This is a genomic window from bacterium, assembly GCA_018812485.1.
GTDB lineage: Bacteria > JAHJDO01 > JAHJDO01 > JAHJDO01 > JAHJDO01 > JAHJDO01.
The window spans coordinates 24,178-39,380 of the sequence record JAHJDO010000033.1 but is presented as its reverse complement, the minus strand read 5'-3'; the positions used below and the strand labels follow the sequence as shown (position 1 = coordinate 39,380).

The 15,203-nt window shown below is 38.0% G+C and carries 13 protein-coding genes; 4 read left to right on the top strand and 9 right to left on the bottom strand.

The features are described from left to right. Window positions 1–6: 6 nt before the first annotated feature. The 4 genes from KKC91_02470 to KKC91_02455 all read left to right on the top strand — a co-directional run bounded on the left by KKC91_02470 (window position 7) and on the right by KKC91_02455 (window position 6,042). Window positions 7–1,152 (top strand): Gfo/Idh/MocA family oxidoreductase, encoded by a 1,146-nt coding sequence (locus KKC91_02470; protein ID MBU0477415.1) that lies wholly within the window; start codon window positions 7–9, stop codon window positions 1,150–1,152. Window positions 1,153–1,216: 64 nt separating this feature from the next. Further along, window positions 1,217–3,703 carry a hypothetical protein gene (locus KKC91_02465; GenBank protein ID MBU0477414.1) on the top strand — a complete coding sequence of 829 codons (2,487 nt, stop codon included), beginning with the start codon at window positions 1,217–1,219 and terminating at the stop codon, window positions 3,701–3,703. Next, complete coding sequence (locus KKC91_02460; GenBank protein MBU0477413.1) at window positions 3,693–5,357, top strand: ribulokinase; 1,665 nt, start codon at window positions 3,693–3,695, stop codon at window positions 5,355–5,357. Before KKC91_02465 ends, KKC91_02460 begins: the two co-directional genes overlap by 11 nt. Beyond that, window positions 5,350–6,042, top strand: coding sequence for an L-ribulose-5-phosphate 4-epimerase (locus KKC91_02455; GenBank protein ID MBU0477412.1), 693 nt, complete (start codon window positions 5,350–5,352; stop codon window positions 6,040–6,042). Before KKC91_02460 ends, KKC91_02455 begins: the two co-directional genes overlap by 8 nt. A gap of 23 nt (window positions 6,043–6,065) precedes the next feature. Here the strand turns inward: KKC91_02455 and dnaJ are convergent, their stop codons facing one another. From dnaJ to KKC91_02410, 9 genes are all read right to left on the bottom strand, one after another. Then, complete coding sequence (gene dnaJ / locus KKC91_02450) at window positions 6,066–7,199, bottom strand: molecular chaperone DnaJ (GenBank protein ID MBU0477411.1); 1,134 nt, start codon at window positions 7,197–7,199, stop codon at window positions 6,066–6,068. Then, complete coding sequence (gene dnaK, locus KKC91_02445) at window positions 7,199–9,070, bottom strand: molecular chaperone DnaK (GenBank protein MBU0477410.1); 1,872 nt, start codon at window positions 9,068–9,070, stop codon at window positions 7,199–7,201. The genes dnaJ and dnaK overlap by 1 nt, the downstream gene beginning before the upstream one ends. A gap of 24 nt (window positions 9,071–9,094) precedes the next feature. Next, window positions 9,095–9,595, bottom strand: a complete 501-nt coding sequence (gene grpE, locus KKC91_02440; GenBank protein ID MBU0477409.1) for a nucleotide exchange factor GrpE — start codon at window positions 9,593–9,595, stop codon at window positions 9,095–9,097. Window positions 9,596–9,608: 13 nt separating this feature from the next. Next, the gene (hrcA, locus tag KKC91_02435; protein MBU0477408.1) at window positions 9,609–10,664 is read right to left on the bottom strand and encodes a heat-inducible transcriptional repressor HrcA; all 1,056 of its coding nucleotides are present in this window, start codon (window positions 10,662–10,664) and stop codon (window positions 9,609–9,611) included. Window positions 10,665–10,882: 218 nt separating this feature from the next. After that, window positions 10,883–11,311 (bottom strand): hypothetical protein, encoded by a 429-nt coding sequence (locus KKC91_02430; GenBank protein ID MBU0477407.1) that lies wholly within the window; start codon window positions 11,309–11,311, stop codon window positions 10,883–10,885. A 101-nt stretch (window positions 11,312–11,412) separates the two neighbouring features. After that, a complete protein-coding gene (locus KKC91_02425) occupies window positions 11,413–11,730 on the bottom strand; it encodes a cupin domain-containing protein (GenBank protein MBU0477406.1) in 318 nt (105 codons plus the stop codon). A gap of 84 nt (window positions 11,731–11,814) precedes the next feature. Further along, entirely contained in the window at window positions 11,815–13,263 is a 1,449-nt protein-coding gene (locus KKC91_02420; GenBank protein MBU0477405.1) for a glutamate--tRNA ligase, read from the bottom strand. Then, the gene (locus tag KKC91_02415) at window positions 13,260–14,792 is read right to left on the bottom strand and encodes a hypothetical protein (protein ID MBU0477404.1); all 1,533 of its coding nucleotides are present in this window, start codon (window positions 14,790–14,792) and stop codon (window positions 13,260–13,262) included. Before KKC91_02415 ends, KKC91_02420 begins: the two co-directional genes overlap by 4 nt. Beyond that, window positions 14,782–15,198: a hypothetical protein gene (locus KKC91_02410; protein MBU0477403.1), complete on the bottom strand. Its 417-nt coding sequence runs from the start codon at window positions 15,196–15,198 to the stop codon at window positions 14,782–14,784. Before KKC91_02410 ends, KKC91_02415 begins: the two co-directional genes overlap by 11 nt. Window positions 15,199–15,203 lie beyond the last annotated feature (5 nt).

Below are 15,203 nucleotides of genomic sequence, written 5' to 3'. Positions count from 1 at the left end.
TAAGTCGTGAACAAGAATACAATTCGGTTTGGTATAATTGGGGCAGGCAATAAGGAGCATCGTCGCGGCAATAGTCTAATAAAACAATTGAGCGTTTTAAAAAATATAGAAGTGACAGCTGTCTATGATATAGTTCGAAATAACACAAAATTTGACACACAGGGAAAACATGAACCTCGTTGGTTTACTGATTTTACAAACTTTTTAAATTCAGGATTAGATGCGGTTGTAATTTCTTCACCACCAAAATTTCATACAGAACAAGCTATTGCTATGCTCAAAGCAGATATTCATGTGTTATCAGAGGTTCCAGCAGTTGTAAATATAAAACAAATAGACACACTTATTGAAGCTGAAAGAAAAAGTTGTGCCTATTATATGATTGCAGAAAATTGCTGTTTTCGTAACGACATCGAATTGGTTAAAAGACTTGTAGACGAAGCGTTCTTCGGAGATATTTACTATGCAGAAGCTGAATATGTACATGATTGTAAGTATCTATGGCGAAATAAAAAGGGGGATTTGACATGGAGAGGAAGGGGAGAATTAGGGGTATATTGCACGCACAGCCTTGGTCCCTTACTCTATATCCTCAACGACAGTGTTGAACGCGTTTCATGTATTTGCAATTCTACAAAACTCATAGATCCAGACCATGAACTTTGTCCTGAATTTAATCATACAATGTTCATGAATACTAGAAAGGGGAGAATAATCCGGGTAAGGGTAGATTTAGCATCTCCGCGACCTTTTTTGCACTTTTATGGCGTGCAAGGAACTCATGGTGCTTTTGAAAGCGGGCGTGGATTTAGCGACAAACCAAGAATAATGCTTGCTGAAACAAAAAACCCCTCTTTGCGATCATCTAAACACACATGGACAGATTTAGATGATTTTATGCGTCAGTATATTCCCGAGCGACTTCAAGTGAAAAAAGAAATGAAACTCGGGGGTCATGGTACAACTGAATATTGGATGCTCACAGAGTTCATATCTGCCATAAGAAGTAATCGGCAACCCGTTATAGGTTTAAATGCTGCGCTAAATTACACCCTGCCTGGAATATATGCAAGAGAATCAATAGTTCAAGGTGGGAAAATGCTCAAAATACCTGATTTTAAAGTTAAAGACAGGAATTTAGAGTCATACTAGCAAATGGCAAAAAACGTTGCTAAAGAAAATGTACAAAAAATTTGGGATTGGATAGGAGAATATTATGTCGAAACTTAATAGAAAAACACAATCATACATAAATTGGAACGAAGATCCAGGAACTTTAATTGATTTCCGGAAGTTTGTACAAAGTGCCAAATGGATATGGTACGATAGTCCAAGCTATGATTTAGTTAATTCATGGATGCAAACCAGAAAAACGTTTTATTTAAAAAAGGTCCCAAAGACTTCCATAGTTTACGTTACTGCTGATACTCAATATCGGCTTTATGTAAATGGTATCTATATTAATCGAGGCCCAGCTCGAGGTTTTCAGGAATCTTGGTCCTATGACAACGTGAATATTACCCCTTTTTTAAAGAAGGGTAGAAATGTGATTGCCGCTCTGGTGCATAATCTGGGGATTAGTACTTTTCAATACATTCATCAAGGGTATGCAGGTTTTTTGTTAGCAGGTAAGGCAGATGATGAAGAAATATCCACAAATCAGAGTTGGAGAGTTCGCATTGCTCCTGGTTATAAGAGAGTAACGACTCGTGTATCACTACAATTAGGATTTCAGGAATTCTTTGATGCTAGGCTGGATGATTCTTGGGTACTTTCAGATTACGATGATTCTAGTTGGGACAATCCTCGTTGTAGAAATTTTGGTTCTATGCCCTGGTATTCATTTGAAAAGAGAGAGATTCCTTTGTTGAAAGAGACTATAGCTATACCTGATAAACTAATCTCGGAGACTAAAGGTAAGTGTAAAGTAGATTATGAAAAGATAGCTAATGTAGTAAGCCTTTTTTTGGAAGAGGAAAAGAATTGGTACGATACAACTAATATCCTAACAAAAGATGATAATTGGGCTCGCTTCCAAGTTCCGGCTACTAGTGAAAGAGATTATAGGGGATACCTGATAGATTTTGGAAAGGAATTTGTAGGTTCATTATTACTAAATGTAGAAAATGGAGAGGGGGGTGAAATAATTGATACCATGATCTGTGAAGGGAAGGAAAATTTTTCTCCAATAATATATTCCTCTAAGGTAGGATGTAAGGTAGCTTTTGGGAATAGATTATTTCTGCGAGCTGGAAAAACCGAATACGAACAGTTTGATTACTGGGGATTTCGTTATCTAATTCTTATCGTTAGAAATAGTAAGCAAAAACTGACTATAAAGTTAAAACTCCGATCAGTAGGTTACCCTTTACAGATAAAAGCAGAATTTCAATCTTCTGATGAAAGACTCAACAAAATCTACAAAATGAGCACGTGGACTCAACAATGTTGTATGCAGGATGCATATGTTGATTGTCCTTGGCGAGAGCAAGCTCAATGGTGGGGTGATGCTAGAATTCAAGCAAAGAATACTTTTTATCTGTCGGCAGATGAAAGACTCTTCAAAAGGGGTATTAAGCAGATAGGAACTCAAAAAGTACCTAATGGTCTTACATACGGACACGCTCCGACCATTGCGCATGGATGCATTTTACCAGATTTTACTCTTACGTGGATTATCACTCACTGGGACTACTACTGGCAGACGGCTGACTTGTCTTTATTCAAGCAAATGAAGGATAAAATTTATGAAGCGTTTGATTACTTTTTCCAGATGACAGGTAAAAATGGACTAATTAGTTATGACAATAGATATGCGCTTTTCTTAGATTGGTCTCCCCTTTTTAAGGATGGTTATTCTACGCTATACAATCTTTTTTATTTAATGGCACTACGGACTACAATTAAGCTATTAGAGCAAGCAGGTGAAGAAAAACTCGTACAGCTATATAGTCGGAGAGAAAGAAGTTTACTAAATGCTATCAAGAAAATGCTGTTTAACAGGAAAACCCAAACTCTCTATGGAGGGCTGTCTTGGAATAATCAGCCGGTGGTGGAAAATACACCTCACATTTACTCCTTGGCTATACTTCTGGATTTGTTTCCAGAATACCACCAACTTTTTGTGCAAAAATACCTTCTTCCTCTGGTTAAGCAGAACTATCCTCAAGCAGAAGGAGCCAAAGGGGCTAAAGGGATTCCTTCACCCTTCTTTATGCACTATATTTTCGAGGCACTTAAAAAATGTGGATGCATGGAAGAAGTAGCAGATTGTATTTACAGGTGGTGGGGTGAAATGGTGGCAAAAGGTTTAAGTACTACAGAAGAAGTCTGGAATGCGAAACCGGGCTTGGAAAGTTTATGTCATGCCTGGTCTGCTCATCCTATTATTCATTTAAGTAATATTTTGCTTGGAATTTGGCAGAAGAGTCCTGGGTGGAACAAAATTTGTTTTTCTCCTACTTTCACTTGTGTAAATTTTGTTAGAGGCAAAGTAGCAACTCCTAAAGGAATTATTGAAAGCGGATGGGAAAGGACAAAGGCGGGAATAAAGACTTATCTCTCTCTCCCACAGGGAATAACTGCGGAAGTTACTCTTCCAGGAAGAAAGAAGGAGATATTAAAAAGCTCAAATAAGGGTAAGTGGACAATTATGTATCGAGAAATATTAAGCAAATTTGAGGAATTAACTCATGAAAAATAAATTTGCAATAGGTATTGATTATGGAACAAATTCTGTTCGTGCCATACTAATAAATACAGCTAATGGCAGGGATGCTGCATCGGCGGTTTTTAACTACACCAGAGGAGAGAATGGTATCCTGCTGGATAAAGCAGATCCGAATGTCGCAAGACAAAGCCCTTATGACTATATAGAAGGATTCGAATATGTAGTTACAAAACTTCTTAAACAAGCAAAAAAAGACAAGAATTTCTCCCGAGACAATATTGTAGGGATAGGAATAGACACTACAGGCTCTACGCCTATACCTGTCACAAATGAACTTGTTCCTTTAGCATTTCTTCCGGAATTCAAGAATAATCTAAATGCTCAGGCATGGCTCTGGAAGGATCATTCATCCATGGAAGAAGCTCAAAAAATAACTAAGATAGCAGAATGTATAAGACCCCAATATCTCAGAAAATGCGGTGGTACATATTCCTCTGAATGGTTTTTTTCAAAAATATGGCATTGTCTGAATATTGACAAGAAGGTGTTTGATGCTGCTTATTCATGGGTAGAGCTTGCTGACTTTATGCCTGCGTATATCTGTGGAATCACAGATGTAACTAAAATTAAAAGATGCATATGTGCCGCAGGGCATAAAGCAATGTATAATGACAAGTGGCACGGATTACCTGATAAAGAATTTCTCTCAAAGCTTAATCCTCAAATGGCAGATTTGCGCGCAAGACTGTATGAGAAAGCGTATGCTTCAAACACAAAAGCAGGAGATTTATCCGATAAATACACAAAAAGATTTGGGCTTTCCAGCAGAATTCCTGTTGCAGTGGGTGCATTTGATGCACATATGGGGGCAGTTGGTGCAGGCGTTGGTAAAGATATTCTTGTGAAAATAATAGGAACCTCATCATGTGATATAATGGTTTCACATAAGGGGCAGAAGATAGATGATATTCCGGGTGTGTGTGGTATGGTTGATAGCTCGGTATTGCCAGGCTGCTTTGGTATAGAGGCTGGACAGTCAGCTGTGGGGGATATTCTGAACTGGTTTGTTAGTAAAGTTTGCGAGGAAGATTCGAAATATCATGATAAACTAACTAGAGATGCTTCTCGAGCGAAACCGGGAGAAAGTGGTCTTCTGGCGCTTGACTGGAACAATGGTAATAGAACGATACTTGTTGATGCAGAACTCACAGGACTACTAATAGGACAGACCCTGCAAACTACACGCTGGGAAATATACAGAGCGCTTATAGAAGCTACTGCTTTTGGTGCTCTAAAAATTATTGAGAGAATAGAAGAATATGGCATCAGGATTTCAAAAGTAATCAACTGTGGGGGAATAACAGTTAAAAACCCATTGTTTATGCAGATATATGCAGATGTAATTGGAAAACCAATGTTAATATCAAAATCCCATGAAACTTGTGCCCTTGGTGCTGCAATATTTGGGGCAGTTGTCGGAGGAGTGTATTCCACAGCTGAGAAAGCTCAAAAGAATATGTGTGACACCAGAAAGAAAATATACTATCCAAACAGGAAAAATCACCTGATCTATAAGAAATTATATGAGCTTTATAAAAATCTGCATGATAGCTTTGGAACAAAGAAGTACAGTGAGAACTTATATCACGTTATGAAAAAGCTGCTGGAAATTAAGAAAAATGCTTAATCAACTAAAAAAGCAAGTTTATCTTGCAAATATGGAAATTTATAAGAGAGGACTTGTGCTCTACACATGGGGAAATGCAAGCGGTATCGATAGAAAGAAACAGGTTATTGCTATAAAACCAAGTGGTGTAGCTTATAAAAACTTAAAACCTGAACATATGGTATTAGTAGATATGAAAGGAAATATTGTTGAAGGTAATTATAATCCTTCTTCTGATACAAAAACACATCTAGTTCTATACAATAAATTCCTATCAATTGGTGCTGTTGTACATAATCATTCTACCTATTCAACAATCTTTGCACAGGCGAGGGAAAACATACCCTGCCTTGGGACAACACATGCTGACCAATTCTATGGTGAAATACCAGTTACTGATATGATTTCTGATAAAGATATAAAAAAAGATTATGAAACAGAAACCGGTAATTTAATAGTCAGGACTTTTTTTGATAGAGGAATTGATCCTGAGAAAATACCGGCAGTTCTTGTAGCTTCACATGGTCCGTTTATCTGGGGAAAGGACATAGAAGATGTTGTGAAAAATGCAGTAGCCCTGGAAGAAATTGCAAAAACTGCGCTTTTTACCAAAACTCTCAATCCTCATATAACATCAATAAAACAAACTCTTCTGGACAAACACTATTTAAGAAAACATGGTAAAAATGCATATTATGGACAATGATAATGCTTTACTCAAGCTCACTCTCACCCGCCAAACTTGGATTTAAACTTCTGCATAAAGCCCCTGCGTATAGGGGTTAAATTCTCGCCGCTTATCTCAGCAAACTTTCTGAGAAGTTCTTGTTGCTCATTATTCAGTTTTACAGGTATTTCAACTATAACTCTAATGAGTTCATCTCCTTTACCATATCCGTGCAGACTTGGAACACCTTGACCGCGCAAGCGGAATGCTTTTCCAGACTGTGTACCTGGGGGAATCTTCATCTTTGCCTTACCCTTAAGAGTAGGAACCTCTATTTCTGCGCCCAGCGTTGCCTGCGTTATGCTTATAGGAACTTCACACAGTATATCATCATCATGCCGAGTGAAAAATTCATCATCCCCTACATGAATTACTACGTATAGGTCTCCCGGGCTTCCGCCTCTTGTGCCTGCTTCCCCTTCTCCTCTGACCTTTAATTGGGAACCTGTATCAACTCCAGGAGGTATCTTGACAGTAAGTTCACGAGGTTTATTTACTCTTCCAGTGCCTCTGCAAGTCCCGCATGGATTTGTTATTATTGTACCCTCTCCGCCGCATCTATCACATGTTCTATTTATACTAAAGAAACCTTGCGCATAGCTTACCTGTCCGCTGCCTCCGCATTGAAGACAACTGATACGTTTTGTTCCCTTTTTTGCCCCAGAGCCATTACATGCTTCACATGTCTGTGGCCTGGAGATGCGAATTTTTTTATCAGTACCAAATGCAGCCTCTTTTAAAGTAATTTGCAGGTCATATCTAAGGTGCTCTCCTCTGTTATGTCCACCGCTTCTTCCTGCGCCCTGAGAGCTCCTGCCAAAAACCCCCCCCAATATATCCCCAAAATCACTAAATATATCACTGCTAAATATGTCCGAGGCATTTCTGAACCCGCTAAAACCTCCTCCTTCCAATCCGCTGTGTCCAAACTGGTCATAAGTTGCTCTTTTTTGGGGATCACTCAATACTGCATAAGCCTCCGAAGCCTCTTTGAACTTCTCCTCATACTCTTTATTCCCTTGATTCTTATCAGGATGATACTTATGTGCGAGTTTCCTGTAAGCACGCTTTATCTCATCTATTGCAGCGTGCCTCTCAACATCAAGTATCTCATAATAGTCTCTTTTACCAGCCACTACTTACCCTTTTTCTCCCCGTCGTCTTCCACTTTATAGTCTGCATCTATTACATCCTCTTCTTTATCAGACTTTTTCTTTTCCTGATTTTGCCCTGCCTGAGCCTGGTCTTCTGCTCCTGCTTGCTGCTGCTGTTTTGCAGCTTGCTGATACATAACCTCAGCCAGCTTATGAGCAGCTTGCTGCAGGCTTTCAGAAGTCTTTTTCATCTGCTCCATATCATTAGCCTCCAAAGCTTTTTTAGCTTCGTCCAGAGCAGATTGTATCTTACCTTTCTCAGATGAGTCTACTTTATCCCCATGATCCTTCAGGGATTTCTCTGTTGTATAAATCAAAGAATCCAATTGATTATGAACTTCAATTGTTTCTTTTTTCTTCTTATCCTCTTCCGCATGAGCTTCTGCATCCTTAACCATTTTTTCCACTTCTTCTTCACTCAAGCCGCCGGAGGATTTTATCACAATTGACTGTTCCTTGCCTGTAGCTAAATCCTTGGCCGATACATGTGTAATTCCATTTGCATCAATATTAAAAGTTACTTCTATTTGAGGCACTCCACGCGGAGCGGAGGGTATCCCTACTAAGTCGAACCTTCCAAGCGTTTTATTATACTGCGCCATCTCTCTCTCTCCCTGCAGCACATGTATATTTACAGCAGGCTGGTTATCTGCAGCAGTGCTGAATATCTGGGATTTCTTCGTTGGAATGGTTGTGTTCCTCTCTATAAGCCTTGTGCAAACTCCTCCCAATGTCTCAATGCCTAACGAAAGCGGAGTAACATCTAGAAGTAGCACGTCTTTAACTTCCCCGGAAAGGACTCCAGCCTGAATGGCTGCCCCAACAGCAACAACCTCGTCTGGATTAACGCCCTTATGAGGTTCTTTACCAAAAAATTGCTTTACCACTTCCTGGACCATTGGAGACCTTGTCTGTCCTCCAACTAATATTACATGATCAATATCTTTTTTTTCTATTTTTGAATCAGCCACTGCCTGCTTACACGGACCAATTGTGCTGTCTACAAGGTCCTTTGTCAGCTTTTCCAACTGCGCGCGCCTAAGTGTTATATCCAGATGCTTCGGTCCGTTTTGATCCGCTGTTATAAATGGAAGATTTATGTTTGCTGTCTGCGCAGTAGAAAGTTCTGCCTTTGCCTTCTCAGCGGCCTCTTTTAATCTCTGCATTGCCATCCTGTCATTACTTAAATCCATACCATTTGATTTCTTAAACTCACTGACCAGCCAGTCAATAATCTTCTGGTCAAAGTCATCTCCTCCAAGTTTTGTATTGCCATTGGTTGCCTTAACTTCAAAAACCCCATCACCTATTTCAAGTATAGAGATATCAAATGTGCCTCCACCGAGGTCGTATACCGCAATAGTCTGATTTCCTTTTTTATCAAGCCCATATGCCAGAGCAGCGGCAGTCGGCTCATTTATGATTCTGAGCACTTCAAGACCTGCAATCTTACCGGCATCCTTAGTTGCCTGCCTCTGACTGTCACTAAAATATGCAGGCACTGTAATGACCGCTTTTTCTACTTTATCTCCAAGATAACTTTCTGCATCATGTTTGAACTTCTGGAGTATCGCGGCAGAGATCTCAGGAGGTGTATATTCCTTATCACCGGCTTTTACCTTTATCTTTTGTCCCATCTTCCTCTTTATCGAGCTTATTGTATTTTCCGGATTTGACACTGCCTGTCTTTTAGCAATCTGGCCGACCAGCCTTTCTCCTGTTTTGGATATTGCCACAACGGACGGAGTGGTTCTGCTTCCTTCTGCATTAACAATAACAACAGGTTTCCCGCCTTCCATAACTGCCATGCAGGAATTAGTTGTTCCCAAATCAATACCTATTACTTTACCCATTATTAAGCCTCCTTTTTTATTCTATTATTTATTTTGTTTTTTTGACACTTTTACAAGAGACGGCCTTATAACCTTCCCATGCAGTTTGTAGCCTGTTCTAATTTCTTCAACTACTGTATCCTCAGGGTGTTTATCAGTTTCCACCTGTATAACAGCCTCATGCTTGTCAGGATTAAATTGAGCGCCGTGAGACTGTATCTCTTCCAGCCCATTTTGCCGCAAGATATCCTCAAATTGCTTCAAAACCAGTTTAATGCCGTTTTTGAGGTCTTTGATATTAGTTGCCTTATCTGCTGAATCTATTGCCCTTTTAAAATTATCAACAACAGGCAATATTTCGTTGATTAACTTCTCATTTGCAAACTTAATAAGAGACTCATATTCTCTTGCCGTTCTCTTTTTGAAATTATCAAACTCTGCGTGCACCCTCAAAAGCTGGTCGCGACTTTCATCGCATAGCTTAGATTTTTCTTCCATCTTCTTTAATTCTTTTTCGGTATATTTTGTTTTTTCCCGTGTCTTCATTTTTCCTTCCTGCCTATTCAAGCAAGAGCTTTTTCATAATATCACTAAGTTTGCACGCAGTATAATTTAATTTACTTATTACTTTTGAATATGCCATTCTTCTGGGACCTATTATGCCCAATGATCCCATCGGGGATCTAAATAAGCTATATCTTACCGTAAGTAAACTACAATTTTCTATATCACTATCAGCTGTTTCCCTGCCAATAAGAACTTTTATGCATTCCTTGCTATCAATGGGCATATTAAGAATTTTAGATAAATACCTTGCATTCAATGCCTTGAACACAGCCTGTGCTTTATTAATATCCCTAAATTCCGGATACTGCATAAGATACTCATAGCCATCAATGAAAACTTTCTTTTCTTCCTCAAAAGAAAGGATTACATCCAGTATGGACAGCACACAGTTATATATTATTTTATCAAGATGAAAAGATTTTTCTTTAAAAATCTCCTTAAAATCTGAACGGATATGAGTAAAGTCAAGTCCTTCCAGATTTTCATTTAGAAATGCGCATATTCTTTGCAGATCAGCGCCAGATACTTCATCCCTAAAACAAACTACCTTTTTTTTCATGTCTCCTGAATTCATAATAATAATAATCATAATTCTGTGACCCTGAAGGGCTATAAGCTCTAAATGTTTGAATGTTCCACTATCATGAAATCTTGGCAGTTCTGCAAATCCCATATAATTGGTTATAAAAGACAGCATCTTTGTTGTTTCTTTAATTATTGACTCAATATCATAATTAATACTTGAATATGCATCATCTATAAAGTTCCTTTCTTCACTTGTAAGCAACTCTGTTTCTATAAGAAATTTAACATAAAAACGGTACCCTTTATCGGTAGGGACTCTGCCTGCAGAAGTATGAGGCTGTATCAGGTAGCCTTGCTCTTCCAATTTTACCAAAACATTCCTGACAGTAGCTGATGATATGTTTAATTTATAAGTCTTAACCAGTTTTTGGGAAGCAATAGGCTCTGCAGTATCAATATACGAATGAATTGCCGCCTTTAAGATATCGGCTTCCCTGTTGACGCCTACTGTTTTTTTAATCACTTTACTCCTTTTTTAGCACTCTAAAGCTGAGAGTGCTAAACTTAAGCATAAAATAGCAACTAGAGTGACTTTTGTCAAGCCGAAAAAATCGCTCCATCGCAACCGCCTGCTTTAGCTGGCGGTTATCTGTAGATTTGGTGAGAGCAAGAATTTTGTCAACGAGATCAACAAGTGTTGTTGAGGTATTTGGGGAAAAGGGTGATGAGTCGTTTTTAATTCTAATACCCTTTTTCTGGTAATTTCTTTATTTGTATTTGCTTCACGGAAAACTTCTTCTGTTCAAAAATTTTATTATTTGCAAACATCCTAAAGTCATATTCACCGGCATGCTTAAACGTTAATCCGCCAAAGTTAATAACAAGGTCATAAGTTCCAAGTGGATTATTGATGCTTATATCTTGTGGCAACTCTGTCTTCCTAATTATAAGATTCTCTTCTAAATCTACTAATTCCAGGCGAAATCTATATTTTCCTCTCGCATCTGTAAGTTTTATATATACAGCTAGGGAATGATGCACACATGGAAATTTAGAGGCATTAATATCTTCAAAAACTCCAATTAGACTTTTTTTGTTTGTATGCTTATCAGTAATAACAGAATCACAAATTAGCATTGCATTTGCTTTTGGAACAGGTTGTTCTAGCATTCAATATTCCTCCTCTTAATACTACCCTACCTCAAATTACCTAAAACCTCAATAAAGACTTGACCCTTTTTTAGTAGCGAATTGTTAGGCATTTTATTAAGTTATGATCGAATCATTGTTAGCAACATTTTGAAATTTTCTGTAGCCTTTAATGCATGAGGCTTATTTGCTGGCATAACAATCATCTGACCTGATTCTAAAGTATTTGGATTACCCGAAATTGTGATTTCTGCTTTGCCATCAAGAATATAAACCATAGCATCAAATGGAGCTGTATGTTCACTTAATGCCTGTCCTTTACTAAATGCAAACAATGTTATTGTTCCAGTTTCTTTTTCTATTAAAGTTCTACTTACAACTGATTCATCTTGGTAATTCACTAAGTCATTTACAGTTTCTGGTTTCGCTTCTTGATTCATGTTTTCCTCCATATAACAACCACTTATACTTTAATACTACCCTACCCCAAATTACCTGCAACCTCAATAAAGACTTGACCCTTTTTATTTTAAAAACTTTTTGATTCTTTTCAGGCAGGTTTGTTTTCCCAGAACATTCATTACGTCAAATATTGGCGGGCTGGCAGCGCGGCCGGTAAGTGCAACTCTTACAGGATGAATGACATCTCCCGGCTTCAGTCCTTTTTTCTCAATAAATGCTCTTACTACGCTCTCAAGTGTTTCTATATCAAATGATTTTACTCCTTCTATTACTCTGCCTAACTCCTGCAGCATTTCTGAAACACCATCTTTTTTTAAGAACTTATTAACTGCTTTCTCCTCATATATCGGAGTATCCATAAAAAAGTAATTTATAAGTTGGGGAATTTCAGAGAATTTTTTGAGACGTTCCTGGATTAGTCCAACTATTTTGGTTGTTTTATTAATATCAACTTCCTTGGTATCTTTTATAAGCTTCGCCTTCTTTAATTCTTCCAAAGCAATGCCTACAAGTTTTTTCAGAGGCATTTTTCTTATATATACTCCATTCATCCAATCAAGCTTCTGGCTGTCAAAAACAGCATTTCTGTCATTTATCTTTTCTATTGAAAAGCTCTCTATAATTTCATCCCTGCTCATAACTTCACGGTTATCTCCGGGAGCCCAGCCAAGCAGGGTAAGAAAGTTAAGTAATGCATGAGGAAGATAGCCCATATCTCTATATTCAAGAGGGGAAGCTGCTCCGTGGCGTTTGCTCAATTTTGCCTTATCAGGACCGAGAATTAAAGGAATATGCGCAAATACAGGGGAAGTAATTCCTAATGCCTTGTATACAGCAATCTGTTTCGGCGTGTTTGAGATATGGTCATCCCCTCTTATAACATGAGTTATCTTCATCTCAATGTCATCAACTACACATGCAAAGTTATACGTCGGACCAGCATCGGATTTAACAATAATAAAATCATCCAGAACTGAGTTATCAATAGATATTCCTCCGTGAATGAGATCTTTAAATTCTGTAATGCCGGCAGCGGGAACTTTGAATCGCAGAACATGTTTTGTGCCCTGAGATATTAGATGCTCTATTTCTTCTTTGCTTAAATTCCTGCATTTACCGTCATATCTGGGCGGCAATTTTTGCTTCTGCATCTGTAGTCTCATCTCTGCAAGTCTCTCAGAAGTACAGAAACAGGGATAAACCATATTTCCCTTAATCAATATATCTATGTACTTTTTATATTTATCCAGTCTTTGCATCTGATAATAAGGACCAAAATCTCCTCCAACATCAGGCCCCTCATCCCAGTCCAGTCCAAGCCATCTTAAGCTTTCAAGTATTAAACTTACTGATTCAGGAGTTGAACGTTCTTTGTCTGTGTCCTCCATGCGCAGTATGAAGGTGCCTTTTGCGTGTCTTGCGAAGAGCCAGTTGAATATAGCAGTTCTTACATTGCCAAGGTGAAGGGAACCTGTTGGGGATGGAGCAAAACGAACTCTTGCGTTCTTCAAATCAGTGTTGTTGTTATGCATATGACCACTTCTGTCTTAATATTAATATCTCTTTTATGCTTAAACAAATATCCCAGTATTGGAATATCTTTTAATAGAGGAATACCGTGTTCAATAGTCTTTTTGCCCTCTTTAAAGAGCCCGCCTATAACCAGAGTATCGCCATTTTTCACGCTAACAACTGTGTCCGTTGATCTTGTGCTGAAAACAGGCATATCATATTCACCTTTATATCCAATGATATATTTTACTTCTGGTTTCACATTTAAAACAATAAGATCATTATTTCTGACATGCGGGGTAACAGTCAAGGTTATACCTGTCTGCAGAAAATCAGTTACAAAATATTGTGTCCCTGCTCCTACTCCTGCTCCTCTATTATCATAGTTTTCTTTTCTATAAGGTATATTATCTCCAGATGTGATAATTGCTTTCTGATTATTGAGAACAACCACCTTTGGCCGCGCAACTATCTTTGCCTTACCTTCGCTGACAAGAGCATCTATTGTTGCAAAAAGAGCATCTCTTTTGTAGCGGTCTCCTAAAAGGCCCCTTACTATAAGTTCTGTTCCTCTTGTTTCTTTTACTGCTGCGTTTAGTGTATGTTCAATGGTTGCAGTTACGGACGGACGAGCAAGGCTCCAGTCAATCCCTATTTCAGTTTCTTTATCATAGCTAACTTCAAATATTCGCGCTTCAATAAGTACCTGAGGCACTTTTATATCAATATTTTCAATAAGCTTTCCTATGCTTCTAATGTATGAAACTGTATCGGTTACTATAAGCTGGGATTTGTCCAGATAGACCTGTACCATTCCTCTTGATGAGAGCTCATTTTGGACAATTGTTTTTGCTGTAGCAGGATCAATATGCTGTAAGGGAAATACGGCTGTGATAAAATCATCAGGTAACATCTTCTTCAGCATTTTCTCATTAATATTTGTCCCAGTCTCTTTTGATAAAGGATTGTCGAACTCCTGAGAAGTTATATCAATAATGCTGGGAGTTTGTAAGCTTAGATCTTGTTCTTTAGATGCTGTAATTGTGATTGTAATTTCAACATCTCCATTTTTCTCCTTGCTAACAATATTAACAATTACCGTTTTATTTGTAATTATATCAATCAGCGTAGAAAATACAGGAGCTCCATCATTCGTTGCCTGTATGCTCGGATTTGAAATACTTCCTGAAATTCTGGATATCTTTAGCTCAGATATAAGCTTGTCTTTTTTATGACAAAAACCTGCTTTCTTTGCTGGATTCACTCCGTCCAGATAGATTTTTGTTTTTCTCTCTAATTGACCAGTTTCTATGGATATTGTTTTTGATTGATCGAATGAAATATTATTTTCTTCGTTTTTATCAAGCACCATATCTATTTTCGATGTCTCGCTATCAATATCTGTTACTGTTATTTTTGATATAGCTCCTGTCCATAAATCCTCAGAGAAACAAATTCCACCTGATATAACAGCAGCCATCCCGATGAATATCGGGACCAATATCCTAAGAACATTTTTATTTAACATAAAACCTCCATCTGATTATAGAAGATGATTTTGTAAACTTATACTGCGTAAAGTATTCCTGATATGATTGAAAATACTTTCTGTCAGAAGACACAGCTACAATTCTTCCATCATTGTCATAACTTAACAGGTATACAGTTCTATATCCCTGTTCCTTATTGAGGTTTTTTATGCTCATATTAACAGTGTAGTTTGTCCCTTCCTTCCATGTGCTGATAATCGTTAACTTTGCATTCGGACCTTTTGCTTCCTCTGGCTGTATTCTCTCAAGTTCTTTATCTATCCTTTTCACAAGAGGTGGTTTCTGGAATACTGCGATTTCAGGCATGGATGTTTCAGAACTATTTACCTCTGCATATGTTAGAGCGGAGATAAAGAGAAAAATTATAGAAAAAAATATTTTCACAATTA